General features: G+C 51.9%; 13 protein-coding genes and 1 pseudogene. 9 read left to right on the forward strand and 5 right to left on the reverse strand.

The features are described from left to right. Positions 1 to 47 precede the first annotated feature (47 nt). On the forward strand, positions 48 to 2,348 hold the full coding sequence (locus AWJ19_RS15675) for a type IA DNA topoisomerase (RefSeq protein ID WP_068725056.1): 2,301 nt from the start codon (positions 48 to 50) through the stop codon (positions 2,346 to 2,348). A 97-nt stretch (positions 2,349 to 2,445) separates the two neighbouring features. Here AWJ19_RS15675 and AWJ19_RS15680 read toward each other — a convergent pair whose 3' ends face one another. From AWJ19_RS15680 to AWJ19_RS37620, 4 genes are all read right to left on the reverse strand, one after another. Further along, entirely contained in the window at positions 2,446 to 3,207 is a 762-nt protein-coding gene (locus tag AWJ19_RS15680; protein WP_068725058.1) for a thioredoxin domain-containing protein, read from the reverse strand. 99 nt (positions 3,208 to 3,306) lie between these two features. Continuing rightward, complete coding sequence (locus AWJ19_RS15685; RefSeq protein ID WP_068725059.1) at positions 3,307 to 4,059, reverse strand: HAD family hydrolase; 753 nt, start codon at positions 4,057 to 4,059, stop codon at positions 3,307 to 3,309. Between the two features lie 55 nt (positions 4,060 to 4,114). Next, complete coding sequence (locus AWJ19_RS15690) at positions 4,115 to 4,753, reverse strand: helix-turn-helix domain-containing protein (protein ID WP_347231121.1); 639 nt, start codon at positions 4,751 to 4,753, stop codon at positions 4,115 to 4,117. Next, positions 4,659 to 5,039, reverse strand: a complete 381-nt coding sequence (locus AWJ19_RS37620) for a hypothetical protein (RefSeq protein ID WP_347231122.1) — start codon at positions 5,037 to 5,039, stop codon at positions 4,659 to 4,661. Before AWJ19_RS37620 ends, AWJ19_RS15690 begins: the two co-directional genes overlap by 95 nt. 143 nt (positions 5,040 to 5,182) lie before the next feature. Here AWJ19_RS37620 and AWJ19_RS15695 point away from each other — a divergent pair. The 5 genes and pseudogenes from AWJ19_RS15695 to AWJ19_RS15715 all read left to right on the forward strand — a co-directional run bounded on the left by AWJ19_RS15695 (position 5,183) and on the right by AWJ19_RS15715 (position 10,626). Next, positions 5,183 to 6,357 (forward strand): annotated as a pseudogene (locus tag AWJ19_RS15695) (MFS transporter). A 90-nt stretch (positions 6,358 to 6,447) separates the two neighbouring features. Further along, a complete protein-coding gene (locus AWJ19_RS15700) occupies positions 6,448 to 7,173 on the forward strand; it encodes an ATP-binding cassette domain-containing protein (protein ID WP_068725061.1) in 726 nt (241 codons plus the stop codon). Positions 7,174 to 7,203: 30 nt separating this feature from the next. Continuing rightward, entirely contained in the window at positions 7,204 to 8,493 is a 1,290-nt protein-coding gene (locus AWJ19_RS15705; RefSeq protein ID WP_068725063.1) for a hypothetical protein, read from the forward strand. Beyond that, positions 8,486 to 9,184: a response regulator transcription factor gene (locus tag AWJ19_RS15710; protein WP_068725065.1), complete on the forward strand. Its 699-nt coding sequence runs from the start codon at positions 8,486 to 8,488 to the stop codon at positions 9,182 to 9,184. Before AWJ19_RS15705 ends, AWJ19_RS15710 begins: the two co-directional genes overlap by 8 nt. After that, positions 9,181 to 10,626, forward strand: a complete 1,446-nt coding sequence (locus tag AWJ19_RS15715) for a HAMP domain-containing sensor histidine kinase (RefSeq protein ID WP_068725067.1) — start codon at positions 9,181 to 9,183, stop codon at positions 10,624 to 10,626. The genes AWJ19_RS15710 and AWJ19_RS15715 overlap by 4 nt, the downstream gene beginning before the upstream one ends. Positions 10,627 to 10,728: 102 nt before the next feature. Here the strand turns inward: AWJ19_RS15715 and AWJ19_RS15720 are convergent, their stop codons facing one another. Next, on the reverse strand, positions 10,729 to 11,952 hold the full coding sequence (locus AWJ19_RS15720) for a glucose-1-phosphate adenylyltransferase (protein ID WP_068725068.1): 1,224 nt from the start codon (positions 11,950 to 11,952) through the stop codon (positions 10,729 to 10,731). 218 nt (positions 11,953 to 12,170) lie between these two features. Between AWJ19_RS15720 and glgB the strand changes: the two genes are divergently transcribed. The 3 genes from glgB to AWJ19_RS15735 all read left to right on the forward strand — a co-directional run bounded on the left by glgB (position 12,171) and on the right by AWJ19_RS15735 (position 16,103). After that, positions 12,171 to 14,099 carry a 1,4-alpha-glucan branching protein GlgB gene (gene glgB / locus AWJ19_RS15725; RefSeq protein WP_068725070.1) on the forward strand — a complete coding sequence of 643 codons (1,929 nt, stop codon included), beginning with the start codon at positions 12,171 to 12,173 and terminating at the stop codon, positions 14,097 to 14,099. Between the two features lie 30 nt (positions 14,100 to 14,129). Continuing rightward, positions 14,130 to 15,554 carry a glycogen synthase GlgA gene (gene glgA, locus AWJ19_RS15730; RefSeq protein ID WP_068725072.1) on the forward strand — a complete coding sequence of 475 codons (1,425 nt, stop codon included), beginning with the start codon at positions 14,130 to 14,132 and terminating at the stop codon, positions 15,552 to 15,554. A gap of 219 nt (positions 15,555 to 15,773) precedes the next feature. Then, positions 15,774 to 16,103: a hypothetical protein gene (locus tag AWJ19_RS15735; RefSeq protein WP_068725073.1), complete on the forward strand. Its 330-nt coding sequence runs from the start codon at positions 15,774 to 15,776 to the stop codon at positions 16,101 to 16,103. Positions 16,104 to 16,304: the final 201 nt, after the last annotated feature.

The raw sequence follows: 16,304 nt of genomic DNA on the forward strand, positions 1-16,304 counted from the left end.
AAAAACTGGACGTGTTTTGGAACAACGATAGGTAAGGAGCGATATTTTTGAAAACACTCATTATTGCGGAGAAACCGGACATGGGGCGGAATATCGCCGCCGCAATAGAACCGAAAGCCAAAAACTACCGTTCCTATTTAGAAGGGGACCAGTACATCATCACCTGGGCGATCGGACATCTGATTGGGCTTGCCGAGCCGGAAGCTTATGATGGAAAATACAAAAAGTGGAACATTAACGATCTGCCGATTATACCCGACCAGTTCAAGCTGGTGCCAAACGCCCGCACTATTGATCAGCTGAAGGTGATCGGCGAGCTGGCCAAACGCAGCAACCTGCTGGTCAACTCCTGTGACGCCGGGCGGGAGGGGCAGCATATTTTCTCACTGATCCAGCGGCATTTGAAGCTCAGCCAGCCGGTAAAACGGCTGTGGATATCGGATCTGACGCCGGAGACGATCCGCAAAGGCTTCCAGGAGCTGAAGGACGGCTCGGAGTATGAAAATCTGACCAAAGCGGCCAGAGCACGCAGTGAGGCTGACTGGCTGATCGGGATGAACGGCTCACGCGCCTTTACTACGAAGCATAATGTGCTGCTGTCCGTGGGCCGGGTGCAGACGCCCGTGCTGGCACTGATCTACGACCGGCAAAAGACGATTGAGGCGTTTTCGTCGCTGAAATTTTTTGAGGTCGAGGGCCATTTTGCACAGAATGAGGTTGTCTATAAAGGCATGTGGCAGGGGGACCGCCTGACCGACAAGGAGAAGGCTGATGCGCTCGCAGCCAAGGTCAAAGGCAAGCCCGGAAGGATTGCTTCCTATGAGGTTAAGGATACGAAAGAGTATCCCAACAAGCTGTATGATCTGACGCTGCTGCAGCGTGAAGCGAACGGGAAATACGCATTTTCCGCCAAAAAGACACTGGATATCGCCCAGGCGCTCTACGAAAAGCACAAGGTTATTTCGTACCCCCGGACGAACTCCAACTATGTTACCGAGCAGAACATTCCGGAGATGCACAAAACGCTTAATGCGCTGCAGGGCACCTCCTATGACGAGCTGGTTAAAGGCGCCAACCGCAGCCTGGTCCATAAAGGCAATAAATTTGTCTGCAATCCGTCCAAGGTGGAAGACCACCATGCGATTCTTCCGACCAACCGCAAGGCTTCGGGGCTGAGCGCAGATGAGGCGAAATTATATGATCTGATTGTGCGCCGTTTCTTGTCGCAGTTCTATCCGGCCGCCGAATATAAGGTACACACGGTCTTTACGGAGGTGGAGGGTGAGAGCTTCAAGACTACGGTCAAGGAGCTGCTGAGTCTGGGCTGGAAGGTGATCTATGCCGACCAGAAGAAGGACAAGGCGAAGCCGTCCAAAGGAAAAGGCAAGGATGAGGAGGAGGAAGAGGAGATCGAAGTGAACGAGCCGTTCTCTATCTCCCCTGCGGATGAAGTGCTGTGCAGCGATGCGGTTGTCAAAGAGAAGGATACGCAGCCGCCCAAGCATTACACCGAAGGCACCCTGCTCAAAGCGATGGAAAGCGCGGGCAAGCAGATTGAGGACGAGGAGCTGCGCGATGCCATGAAGGATTCCGGACTCGGCACTCCGGCAACCCGGGCGGCTACTATAGAGCGGCTGAAAAATGTCGGCTACGTCGAAATGCAGGGTAAAAAGATTGCCATCACCCAGAAGGGGCGGACGGCGATTGAACTGATCCGCGGAGCGGGCATCGAGCTGCTGACCTCACCGGAGATGACCGGGCAATGGGAACGGAGGCTTAATGAAATCGCCAGAGGTACGGCTGCAGACGGGCAGTTCATGGAGAATGTGAAGCGCTTCGCTTCCATGATCGTCGACAAGGTGAAGGTCCAGTCCCGTGCGGCCAAAACCTCCTTTGAAGGCGAGACGCCTTCAGTCCGGGCCGGCTCCAAAGGCCGGGGCAGCGGTGCTGCGTCCAAGGATGGCGCGGACAAGCCGGCCGCCGGTACACGCAAGCGCAGCAGTGCCGGTGACGGCGGGGCTGGTACCAAGCCGGCCGGAGCAAGAGCGGCGAAGCCGGCAGAGCAGGGGGACAGCGGGCCGAGGATTATCGGCAGCTGCCCCCGTCCGGGCTGCGGCGGCACCATCTTCATGGGCCGCAAGGGCTACGGCTGCTCCCATTATAAAGAGGGCTGCAAGTTTGTCATCTGGAAGGAAACCCACGGCCGGACGCTGACGGACACCCAGGTTAAGGCGCTGATTGAGAAGGGGAAGACCGGCAAGCTGAAGCTGGCTGCCGAGGACGGCTCGCCGCTGGAAGGCAAGCTGGTATTAGCGAATACGGATACTGGACAGCTTAGTGTAGAATAATGAAACGCTGCCCCGGGCAGCTAAGAAAAAGAGGATGCAGCCTGACCGCGGGATCTCCCGGCAGGCTGCATCCTCCTCTTTTTGAACCACATATGCTTTATTTCGCAGACTCAGCCAGACTGCTCTCAATGGCGGCCGTAAGCCCATCATATGAGGAATCCGGCAACAGAACACCGTTCACCATAAATTTGGGAGTGCCGTTAACACCATAGGCTCCGGCAATCTTGAAATCTTCCTTAACGTCGTACATGTAGGTATGATTCTTCAAATCCTGCTCGAACCGGGCATAGTCAAGGCCTTCGATGTTATCTTTAACAAACTGAAGGATGAACTTCTGGGTGGCCCAGATGGTGCTCTCATCGCCCTGATTGGCGTAGAGCTCATGAACATATTCCCAGAACTTCTCGTTGCTCTGCTTATAGATTGCTTCTCCGGCGCTGGCAGCAAGGTAAGAGTCGCGGTCAATGAAAGCGAAGTTCATGAAATAGAGCTCTGCTTTTCCGGTGTCCACATAGTCTTTAATGAAGGTATCCAGATTGGCTTCGGTCCATTTCTTGCAGGCCGGGCATTTGAAATCGGCGAACTCAATGACCTTGACCTTGGCGTCCGGACTGCCCAGATGCGGCTGCTTCTCATAATTCAGGCCGTCAACGACAATTGTACCTTTGACATCCGTATAGTTAGGCAGCCCCTCAAGCACATTCTCCTCTTTGGATTTGCCGTCTGTAAGGACATAGATAAGTACAATTGCCAGAATGACCGCGATGATACCAAGCAGCATGGGCAGCAATCGGGGGCCGGCAGTGTTCCGCGCAGACTGCTTATTCGGTGTGCGGTTAGGACTTGCTTGCTTGTTCATTCCAAACCTCCTGAATGAGATGAAAATCTACTCAAACAGTATAAACACTGCAGCTGCCGGATGCCTATGGCATTTGTAACAGGAGGCCTGCCTTTATGATCAGCCGTGGTTTTGCAGTTTGGATGCCGTCCGGATAACCGGCGGAACCTCACTGATCGAGGAGATCGTCAAGACCGACTGCTGCATCTCACGCTGAAGCTCAATGAGGTTATAAAGCCATTCATTCTGCTGCTTCAAGTAGATGCTGTTAATGCCGGCAGTCAAGGCCGGAAGCACGTCGGTGCGCAAGGAGTTGCCGATCATCCAGGTGCGCTTGCGTTCAAACGGATAGGACACCAGGATATTTTCCAGTGATTCGATATTTTTATGCTGGCGGATAAAGATCCTGTCGTCAAAATAGACATCGAGCTTCATCTGTTCAATTTTGCGCTGCTGGATGGTGTCGTCTCCGCCGGTGTACAGGTAGAGGTCATGCCCGTCATGCTTGAGAGCGTCGAGGGTTTCAACCATCCCGGGATAGGCTTCGACTTCCTGATCGTAGACGCTCAGCCCGAGCTTCATCAGCTGCTGCTCATGATAAGGATCGGCAGACCGGTTATATTTGGCACAGAAAAAGCGGTAGGTGGCGATCAGCGATTTGGGGAAGTTGTCGCTTGCCAGTCCGCTGGTGCTGACGGTTTCCACATCGATTTCCACCTGTTTGCTGCGGAATTCTCCGGTTGTCGGGCCATATTCCCCGAACCAGTCGGACATCAGCTCGAAATACTGCCCCAGAATGAGGTCAAAATATTTGTTGCAGTGTACCAGGGTGTCGTCCAGATCAAAAATAACTTGTTGCGGCAAATACTTCATAACGCTCACTCCTAAGCCTGTAAGTTTGTCAGCAGTCTCTGCTTGTGTATTGTTATTATAAACGAATATAAGACTCAAGGAACATCTGCAGATCCGATGCGCCGTCCGGACGGACACTGTAGCGCTCATTGCCTTCGCCTTCACTGCCCAGATGAACGCGCAGCAGTCCGGCTACACGCAGCATCAGCAGATGATGCATCATCGTATCACTTGTCTGGCCTAGCACAGACTGAAGCTCCCACAGTGTTTTGGGTTCATGGGCAGCGTAACGGAGCAGCCTGAGCCGGGTTGGATCAGACAGTGCTTTGGTCAGTCGAAGCAGGACAGTAGGGGGCTCGTCCTCATTGTCAGAAGGGACATCCACAGGATACTGGATAATCATAAGTGTATTATAGAAGCAATACATATTGATCGGCCGGTTATGGATAGTCGGCAGCAGCACAACGGTCTGCAGGTCAGGAATATCTTCAATAACTACACCGCCAGAGGCGTATTCAATGAGCGCTGCGGAACCCATTTTGCTCTCGAGCAGCTTTTTCTCGGAGGCGTCCTCGATCAGAAGCGGCAGCAGCTTCTGCTCAGCATGACGGAAATACTGCTCATACCACAGCCGCAGGAGCGGGGGGGTAATCCCGCTTGATCCGTTCACATTCATGAATTGTAAAATCAGGGAAAAGCGGGGCAGTCTGCTCAAAGCACTCTTCCAGTGACTGCGTTTCCAGTTCATCCAGAAACTGCAGCACCTTCGATGCAGGCCGGCGGCGGTAAGCCCAGACGTACAGGACATCATAATCGGTAAAAGGCCATTCGGCTGCCTGCCGGAGCGCGGATACCAGCTGCGGAGGAATGCGGCCGTCTATATCGCGGATCCAGTCAGGACCGATGTCCAGGTTGGAAATCCATTTCCTTGTTACATATAACATAAAACTGTCGATCAGTTCATAGACAGGCGAGACATCAATTTTGAGTTCATAAGTCATGAAGCTTGCACCCCCAGGAAATCGGTCACTTCTATATATTATCTCTTGTTTTGAAGAAGGTTGTCCACTATAATGTTCCATGTTTGCCTGCAGGGCAACCTTTGTCCGCATTTGCCTGATAAACGTTCAAGGAGGATCCACCCGTGTCAGACCAGCTTTTACTTAAACGTTCCAACAGTAAACTGAATTATTTTATTCTCATTACCGTTATTATTGCCGCAGGCCTGAGCCAGGGGCTTCTGCTGCCGGTGCTCTCGATTCTGCTTGAACAAAAAGGGGTTTCCTCCTCGCTCAACGGGCTGAATGCCGCAGCTCTTTATGTCGGCTCGTTCGCAATGACTCTTGTTGCTGAACGTGTGCTTGGAGCTATAGGCTTTAAGAGACTGATAGCAGCCGGCCTCAGCCTTGTCCTGGTAACGCTGCTGCTGTTCCCGCTCCTGCCGGGAATCAAGGTCTGGTTCATTCTGCGCCTGCTGGTCGGCATAGGCGACTCGGCGATTAATTATGCCGCCCAGCTCTGGGTGCTGCTGATGGCACCTGCAGAGCACAGGGGGCGCAATCTCTCGCTCTACGGAATGTCCTACGGGCTGGGCTTCAGCCTGGGGCCGGCCGGCATCAGCCTGCTGCGCTTCGGTGAAGCCGCTCCTTTTCTGATCCTGGCAGGATTGTTTATGCTCGCGCTCCTCTTGGTGCTGTTCAAACTGCCAAACTCCCGGCCTGACAAAGTAGAGCACAATGAGGGGCAGGCCCGCCGGTTCGGCCGCAGCTACAGCCTGGCCTGGTATGCGCTGATTCCGGCGCTGTTGTACGGATATATGGAAGCGAGCCTGAACAGCAACTTCCCGGTCTACGGGCTGCGTTCCGGGTTCACAACAGACCAGATCGCCACCCTGCTGCCGTTCGCGGGCATCGGCGGCCTGCTGCTCCAGCTGCCGCTGGGCGTGTGGAGCGACCGGTACGGACGGAAAAAATCCTGATTTTTGCCGGTACCGCCGGAGGTCTGGCCTTTACGCTGCTTCCGCTTGCGGGCGGGCATTTTGTATTTACGCTGTTGCTGCTTCTGGCAGCCGGCGGCCTGGTCGGCTCCTTCTTTTCGCTGGGGCTCAGCTATGCCGCAGACATCCTGCCGCGTAATCTGCTGCCTGCAGCCAATGTCGTTTCTTCTTTTCATTTCAGCATAGGCAGCATTATCGGCCCGGGCATCGGCGGCCTGCTGCTTGAATTCGGCTGGGGCAGCGGTGTATTCGTGCTGCTTGGCAGTTTCTATATTTTGTTCGGCCTGACCGGGTTATTATTCTCGCCACGGCAACTGAATTGAGGTAAGATAAGAACAGATGTGCGCATGGAAATTGATCCCGCTTTCAGAGTACACTATAGAGTAGAGACGAAAACAGGGAGAGGCTGAACTATGATTACAGTAGAACATCTGGCCAAAGCAGTCGGAGAAGACAAATTGCCGGTACTGCAGGATATCGGTTTTCAAATAGAGCCCGGGGAGCTCGTAGTGCTGGTGGGAGCCAGCGGAAGCGGAAAGTCCACGCTGCTGCGCTGCCTGGCGCTGCGCGAGAAATGGGATAGAGGCAATTTCCGGGTAGACGGGGTCGACATTATGAAAAGCCCGCTCGCCGGCAGACGCAAGATCCGCCGTGAATGGGCGTACCTGGAGCAGAACGCCGAGCTGAATCTGAACCGGACAGCACTGAAGAATGTACTGATCGGCCAATCCTCGCAGACACCGCTGTGGCGGATGGTGACGGGGATGGTGCGGCAGGATGATTATATGGGGGCAATGGACGAGCTTGATACGCTCGGCCTGCTGGACAAGGCCAAGCTGAAGACGAGCCAGCTCAGCGGGGGCGAGCGCCAGCGTGTAGCCATTGCCCGCGCGCTTGTGCACGGCGCCAAGGTTATTCTGGCTGATGAGCCGGTAACCGGTCTGGACCCGCGGACGGCCGAAGGCGTCCTGGAGACGCTGCGCAAACTCTGTAAAGAAACAGGATTAACAGTAATTACCGTACTTCCGCTGGAACTGGCGGAACGTTATGCAACAAGGCTGTGGGTACTGGAGAACGGCAGAATCAAGCATGATGTCAGAGGACGTCGCCTGACTTCCCAGGAACGCCTGAACCTGTAGCAGATTAGAGCATGAAACAAGGAAAGAGTGATGAAGTTGAATCTTAGTGTTCCCAGACGTCTGGCGGCGGCTGTCCTGTCATTGTCCGTACTGTCCGGCTGTACCTTCATCAGCGATCCTGTTTCGAAGATGAAGTCTCCGGAGCTGACAGCCGACAAGGCTTCACTGATGGCGGCCATCAAGTCACAAATGCCGGCCAGTGCCTCGCTGATCCGCCCTTCAGGGGATGAGGACAGCTCCATATTCACAGAGGATTTTGATAAAGACGGCACGATGGAGACGCTGGTCTTTTATTTGACCGAGAACGAATCCGTCCTGATCCACGGCATGATTCTGGAGAAGACGGAGGACGGCTGGATGAAGAAGCTTGTCTTCGACGGTGACGGCACGCAGCTGGAATCCGTTGACCTGGAGGATGTAACGGGAGACGGCAAGCTGAATATTATTACCGGTTATTCGCGCGGGGAAGAGAAGGGCGTCGTCGTCTATTCCTATTCCGGTGGAGAACTGGAGGAGCTGCTGGCCCAACCTTATACCAAATATATGATCGATGACTTGAATGAGGATGGGACAGCGGATCTTACCCTGGTCTATTTCAAACGCAATGAACTTAACAAAATTACCACTTATCAATATAGTGACGGCTTTAAGGTACTAGATCAGCTGGACGACCTGGACCCGTATTTTAATAATTATTACAATATTGTCTCAGGAAAAGTGGCAGAGCATAAAGAAGGTATAGTCCTGGATTCGGCTGTGGATTCCCGCTCGGCCTATACCACGGTGGTTGTGATGGAGAACAACAAGCTGCGGGTAGTCATTCCGGGCGATGCCAATACCTTTAAAGACAGAAAAATTGTCAGCGAGGACATCGACGGTGACGGCATCATCGAGATTGGCATGCTGGAGCCGCCGGGAGGCTGGGAGTATTTTGACCCTGAAGCCATTCCTTACTTCACCTCTTATTACAAATGGGACGGCAAGGATGGCCTGAGCTTTACAGCGCAGAAATACCGTGATCCGGCGGACCGCTTTGTCATTGATTTCCTGCCGGAATGGCACGGGAAGATAACTGTAGACACCAAATCCGTACAGGATAAATCGCTGAAGTTCATCATGTCGGATACGGGGGAGACGGTTGTTGAGGTAACCTTCTTCAACCAGATGGAATGGGACCGTGTCAAGAGCAGCGGCTGGAAGGTGCTTGGCAGGGATATGGACAAAATTATCGGCTACCGGGGTGAGCTTGTACAGAGCACGGGCGGGGGCGACAATGATAAAATAACCGCTCCAATTGAAAGGAAGGGAATCGATGAGTAAAGTACTGATACTGGAGGATGAAGAATCCATCCGCAGTTTTATTGTGATCAATCTGAAACGTAACGGCTTCGAAGTACTGGAGGCGGCTGACGGCAATGAAGCGCTGCACAAGCTGACCACAGTGCCGGATATTGATATTGCACTGCTGGATGTGATGGTGCCGGGTATTGACGGCTTTGAGGTATGCAGACGCATCCGTGAGACCAATGAGCGGCTGGGGATTATTTTTCTGACGGCCAAGGTGCAGGAGCAGGATAAGGTCTATGCGCTATCCGTAGGTGCCGATGACCATGTCAGCAAGCCGTTCAGCCCGACCGAACTGATTGCGCGTATTCAATCTCTGCTTCGCCGGGTTAACGTACACCGTGAGCAGTCGGCCAAGGTCTCCTTTCATTCCGGCCCGTTTACGCTGGATCTGATCTCCAAGCAGTTCAAGCGCAGCGGCGAAGCTATCGAGCTGACGCCGACAGAATTTTCGCTGGTGCAGTTTTTCCTGGAGAAGGAAAACACGCCGCTAAGCCGCGATTCCCTGCTGGATCATGTCTGGGGCAAAGAGTATATGGGCGATCCCAAGATCGTCGATGTAAACATCCGCCGGCTGCGCCAAAAAATCGAAAACAACCCGTCGGAGCCCGAATATCTGCAGACTGTATGGGGGCACGGCTATAAATGGAAAGGCCAGGGACAATGATCAAGAAGGGGATGCGCAGGCAGATTGTACTGCACTATATTTTAGTAGTCTTTGTGGCGCTTCTCCTCGTAGAGGTTATCTTCCTGCTGGCGATACGGACGTATTATTATGACAGTGTATACAGCAAGATTACGACCCATATCAGCACGGCGGAGGAGTTCCTGAAATACGAAATTTCGGGTGAGCGTTCGCCCAACCAGCTGCAGAAGGTGCTCGATTTCTTCAGTATGGATTACACAGAGCTTGAAGTGCTGTCCACCAGCGGGGATATCCTGACCAGCTCTACAGGCTTTCAGCCTGACCGGACCATTACAACCAGCGATGTTCCTGAAGCCGTTGGCGGAAGCATCGGCAAATGGGTAGGCAGGCAGGCGGGGACCAATGAGAGTGTCATGGCGGTCTCCAAGCTGATTCAGGTGAATAGCCGTGATAAATATGTGATCCGTTATCTCACCTCGATGGAGCGGATTGACAAAGACCTTCTTAATCTTACCCTGGCGTCGATCGGAATCGGTGCGGCTGTCATGGTGATCGTTGTCCTGTTCAGCTTCGGGCTGGCCAATTCCATTGTGAAGCCGCTGAACAATATAACGGCGGTCTCGGCGCAAATGGCCAAGGGAAGGTTCACCGCCCGCATCAAAGGGGATTACAAATATGAAATCGGCGATCTTGCAACTACGCTGAATTATATGGCCGATGAGATTATCCGCAGCAATCAGATCAAGGATGATTTTATCTCCTCCATCTCCCATGAGCTCAGGACTCCGCTGACCAGCATTAAGGGCTGGAGCGAGACGCTGATTTCGGGCGGTTATGATCCGGAGGAGACGAAGCTTGGCGTGGGGATCATCTCCAGGGAAAGCGACCGTCTGATCGGCCTTGTGGAGGAGATACTGGACTTCTCCAAGCTGCAGCAGAATGAAATGAAGCTGTCCATAGTGCTTACTGATATCAAGGTAGTGCTACAAGAGACCCTTCTTAATATTTGGGCTAAGGCAGAGAAGAAGCGGATACATCTGGTGCTGGAATGTGAGGATACTATTTACATCAAGGGTGATCCGAACCGGCTTAAGCAGGTTTTTCTTAACCTTGTGGACAATGCCGTCAAATTCTCCCCCGAGGATTCCAGCATAGTCCTGTCTGCTCATCGTCTGTCAGAGACCGAAATGGCGGTAATCGTCAGAGACAGCGGGATAGGGATCAGTGAAGCGCATCTGTCCAGGGTTAGAGACCGTTTCTTCCAGGTTGATGCGCTGAATGGCGGAACCGGCCTGGGACTTGCTATCTCCCAGCAGATTGTTGAACTTCATCACGGCAAGCTGGAGCTGGACAGCGAGCTTGGCAAAGGGACACAGGTTACGGTTATTCTGCCGCTGACCGATGAGCGTCCGCCGGCGGCTGAGCAGCTGCTGACGGAAGAAGTGGACGACTACGAGTTATAAGAAGTCTACTAACGTCTATACACGGCAAAAGGGCTGCAATACGGTCATTATGACCAGTATTGCAGCCCTTTTTATCATTAAATGATTAAGGAATGATTGGGGTTAAGATGGGAGTCCTTCAGCCCGCAGTCTGCCTGTCTTCTCATAGACCTCCTGCAGCAGGCGGGAAGGCTGTGTTCGGATGACCGGTTTGGCGGCTACAATCTCATTTGGGCCTACAACGACAATGTTGTCAGGGCTGCCTTTGATCACAGCTCCATCCTTAATTACAGCACCCTCACCGATAATTGCATTTTCAATCAGTACACCGCGGCCGATATAAACCCCCGGCATTACGATACTCTGATGAATCCGGCTGAGCTTGCCGATCTCCACGCCGCCAAAAATAACGGAACGCTGCAGGCTGCCTTCCAGCAGGCAGGTTTCATTCACCAGGCAGTCGTCAGCTTGAGCCTGTATACGGGGCTTAACAGCCGCCGGTTTCGTGCGCCGTGCCCGGCTGTACATCGGCCACTCCGCATTATTTAGCTTGAAGCCGTTATCCTCCTGCAGCAGATCCATATGAGCTTCCCAAAGGCTGTCAACCGTACCTACATCTCTCCAGTAGCCCTGGAAACGGTATGCGAACAGATCGTCGTTGCTGTCCAGCATGGCGGGAATCACGTCTTTGCCGAAATCATGGCTGGAAGACGAATTAACGGCGTCATTCAGCAAATATTCCTTCAGATAGGCCCATTCAAAGAGATAGATGCCCATTGAGGCAAGATTGCTCTTAGGCACCTTAGGCTTTTCGGCGAACTCGGAAATCTTCAGCTCATCATTGACGTTCATGACGCCAAAGCGGCTTGCTTCATCCCAGGGAACCTCCATAACCGAAATGGTTGCTTTGGCGGATTTACTGATATGGTAATCCAGCATTTTGCGGTAATCCATGTGGTAGATATGATCGGCGGAAAGGATCAGCACATGCTCCGGATTTTGGCTGTCGATAAAATCAATGTTCTTGTAGATGGCATCTGCTGTCCCGGTATACGTGCTCCGTCCGTCCACACCTGAAGGCAGCAGTCTGACACCCTGATCAGGTTTGGAATGCAGCCCCCATGGCTCACCTGACCCAATATGCTGATGCAATGAATTGGCTTCGTACTGTGTTAATACCCCTACAGTATCGATGCTTGAATTTACACAGTTGCTGAGGGGAAAGTCAATGATTCTATACTGTCCTCCGAAAGGGACTGCAGGTTTTGCCATGGTGGTGGTTAAGGGGGCCAGTCTGCGGCCTTCCCCGCCAGCCAGCAGCATGGCGACACATTCTTTTTTACTCATTTGTTATCCCTCCCATTTTTTTGTCAATGCTTGTAATATAAACTCCCCACAAGCGCTTGAAACGGCATAAGTGAAATATATTGAGGTCCTGCTGTAAAAATTACATATTTATTTTCTTCGTTCAGAAAAAACCTATTTTTTCCTTAAAACGCATTTTCAAAAGACAGACATTCGGGTAATGTTATAGGTGCATCCTATACAACTAAGGTGGTGATGATTTGCCTGACATCCAAAAAACAGTAAACCTCCCGTCAACTGAAGATATTTATCTGTTCCATGAAGGCACGAATTATCGCAGCTATATGATGCTGGGCGCGCACATTGCCGCTGAAGAAGGAAAGAAGGGCGTACGCTTTACCGTGTGGGCTCCTCATGCGACATATGTAGGACTGGCTGGTAATCATAACGGCTGGGATGGAACACAGGAAGCGGACTCATTAATTAAGATACCCGATTCAGGATTTTGGAGTCGTTTTTTTCCGGGAATAGAGCCGGGAACTTTTTACAAATACAGGATTATCTCAGCAGGCGGTGAAAGCTTCCTGAAGGCGGATCCTTATGCCTTTAAAGCAGAAGTGAGACCGGCGACTGCATCAGTGGTGGCGGATCTGACCGGCTATCAGTGGGGGGACAATCTGTGGAGACGCAGAAACAAGGCCCCTTATAACGGTCCGATGAACATTTATGAAATGCATTTTGGCACCTGGAAGCAGAAGGAAGACGGTGAATTCTATACTTATAAAGAAATGGCCGATCTGCTGATCCCGTATCTGGTGGAGATGAGCTATACTCATGTGGAGTTTATGCCGCTCGCCGAACATCCTTATGATTTATCATGGGGGTATCAGGGAACCGGGTATTTTGCTGCCACGAGCCGTTATGGTGAGCCTCAGGAGCTGATGTATCTGATCGACCAGCTGCATCAGGCCGGAATAGGTGTCATACTGGACTGGGTTCCAGCGCATTTTGCCAAGGACGCACACGGACTTAGAATGTTCGACGGTTCTCCGCTGTATGAATATGCCGATCCGCTGCTGGCCGAGAAGCCGGGCTGGGGTACCTTGTCCTTTGATTTCAGCAAGCCGGAAATTACTTCTTTCCTCATATCCAACGCGCTTTTCTGGTACGATGTATATCATATAGACGGAATGCGGGTGGATGCTGTGACAAGCATGCTGCGTCTTGATTTCGAGAAGCAGAGCCACCAGTACAGACGTAATGTCAACGGCGGACTGGAGAATCTGGAAGCGATCCGGTTTATTCAGCAGCTGAACAAGACAATTTTTCACTATTATCCAAAAGCATTGATGATGGCTGAGGAATCCAGCGCCTGGCCTGGAGTTACTGCTCCGGCGCACGAAGGCGGGCTTGGGTTCAATTACAAATGGAATATGGGCTGGATGAATGATACGCTAGGTTACATAGAACATGATTTCGGGGCGCGTCCCTACCATCATAATTTGTTGACCTTTCCGATTGCCTACGCCTATTCTGAGAACTATACGCTGCCGCTGTCCCATGATGAGGTTGTGCACGGCAAAAAATCGCTGCTGGACAAAATGCCAGGCTCCTACGAGCAAAAATTTGCCGGCTTACGCCTGCTGCTCGGTTATCAAATCTCCCATCCCGGCAAAAAACTGCTGTTCATGGGCGGTGAATTCGGACAATTCATCGAGTGGAAGGATCAGGACCAGCTGGACTGGCTGTTGATGGACTATGAAGCTCACCGCAGGATGCTGGCTTACACTGCAGCGCTTAACAAGCTCTATGTAAACGAGAAGGCGCTCTGGGAGCTGGACCACGATATGGAAGGCTACCAGTGGATCTACGCGGATGATTATGGCCAAAGTGTGCTTTCCTATATCCGCCGGGGCAAGAAGCCCGTTGATACGCTGGTTATTATTATCAATTTCCAGCCGGTGGAACGGAAGAATTACCGGATCGGCGTTCCCCGCCCGGGCACTTATGAAGAGATATTCAGCTCGGAGACCGTTGAGTTTGGCGGTTCTGGTTACCATAACGGTCCGATGAAGAGTTCCAAAAAAGAATGGCATAATCAGGTGAACAGCCTGGAGCTGACGATCCCGCCGCTGAGCTTTCTGGTTCTAAAGAAGGCAGGACGCAAGCCCAAAGCAGTTGTGGAATAGAGAATCCGTACTTTTAAGGGGGAAATCTGCATGAAAGTATTATTTGCTGCCGCTGAAGCCCATCCGTTTATCAAAACAGGAGGCCTGGCCGACGTCATTGGAGCTCTGCCCAAAGCGTTGAAGGGAGCCGGGGTAGATGTACGTGTTATTTTGCCAAAATACAAAGGGATTCCCGAAGCTTACACTGCCGAGCTGGAGCATGTAGCGGTAGTGGACGTGCCGGTCGGCTGGCGCAACCAGTATTGCGGAGTTGAGCGGCTTGTATATGACGGTATCCCGGTATATTTCATCGACAACGAATATTACTTCGGCCGGGATGGCATTTACGGGTATATGGATGACGGCGAGCGGTTCGCCTTCTATAACCGGGCTGTGCTGGAGTGCCTGCCGGCCATCGGTTTTCAGCCGGATGTGCTGCATTGCCACGACTGGCATGCTGCCGTTATTCCGCTGCTGCTGAAGGCACATTATCGTCATGATGAATTCTACAGCGGTATGCGTACCGTATTCACGATCCATAACCTGCTGTATCAGGGAGTATTCCCGTATTCGGTACTAAGTGAACTGCTGGATCTGGATCACAGCTATTTCGACAGTGTGGAATATTACGGTAACGTGAACTATATGAAGGCCGGAATTGTCCACAGCGATCATGTCACTACGGTCAGTCCGACCTATGCGGAAGAGATCCGGACTCCGTATTACGGTTACGGCCTCGACGGCCTGCTCAATTACCGGGCAGGCAGCCTGAGCGGAATCGTCAACGGCATTGATACCAAGAGCTACAATCCTAATACGGACAACAAAATTTATACCAAATACCGTTCGAATCTGGCTAAAAAAACCGAAAACAAGCTCGGCCTGCAGCAGGAGCTGGGATTGCCGGTTGCTCCTTATATTCCGCTGGTAGCTATGGTTACGCGGCTGGTTGATTCCAAAGGCCTTGATCTGCTGACCCGGGTACTCGACGAAATCCTGTATTACGACGATATCCAGTTCGTTCTGCTCGGCACCGGGGATGAGTCGTATGAGCGCTGGTTCCGTGAAGCGGCGTGGCGTTATCCGACCAAGCTGTCGTCACAGATCCTGTTCAATGATGCATTATCCCGCAAAATTTATGCGGCAAGCGACATTTTCCTGATGCCGTCCAAATTCGAGCCGTGCGGAATCAGCCAGCTGCTCGCCTTGCGTTATGGCAGTATTCCAGTTGTACGCGAGACAGGCGGGCTGAACGACACCGTCCAGTCCTACAATGAAGAGACGGGTGAGGGGAACGGCTTCACCTTTAAGGATTACAATGCCCATGATATGATGTTCACCCTCCGCCGGGCTGTCTCGCTTTACCACAAGCCGGAACACTGGAAAAAGGTGACCAAAAATGCCTTTGCCGGTGACTACAGCTGGAATGTTTCTGCCCAGCAGTATATGGATATTTACAACAAGATTAGTGAATAAAGAGTCCCGCTGTATAAAAGGCAGTACACCAAAAACACTCCGCAAAGCCTTGAGCTTTACGGAGTGTTTTTGGTGTTTGGGCTCTATTTACAGCTCGACAGGGTGGGGAGGAGAGGGTGTTAGGGGGGATTCAATTAACGCGAGCTATTCCAGGGGCAGACATTTAGAATCAAGGGCAAAAATGCCCTTGATTTCAGGCCAAATGGGGAAATGAGCGAAATGAAGGGCAAAAATGCCCTTGATTTCAGGCCAAATGAGGAAATGAGCGAAATGAGAGGCAAAAATGCCCTTGATTTGGGCCCAACTGGCGAAAAGGCCAAAATGAAGGGCAAAAATGCTCTTGATTCCCGCCCAACTGGCGAAATGGCCAAAATAAAAGGAAAAATTGCTCTTAATACTAACCAAACTGGAAAAAAAGCCAAAAGGGCGACGTTCCTAATAAAACAGCTGTCTTACGACAGCTTACCTTCATTGCTTCCTTGGTCGTTTGCATACATCTACTATTTGTCATTATACAAACTAATTGGTATATGCCATTATACAGACTAACAAAAATTCGTCATCTTTCACCGGACCCGTTTCAGGCTACAACCAGCCACCAGCAGCCCCCACCTATAAGTAACTTAGTGAGCATCACTGTCAGTAACTATCCATCTATCAAGTACCAATCGTCCATTATGCCACTAGCAGCCCCGCCTGTCAGCCAACAACTCGCTTTCTGGGCAAACCACTAGCTTTTTACCCCGTCAC

The organism is Paenibacillus sp. DMB5 (assembly GCF_001517085.1).
Taxonomy (GTDB): Bacteria; Bacillota; Bacilli; order Paenibacillales; family Paenibacillaceae; genus Paenibacillus_AQ.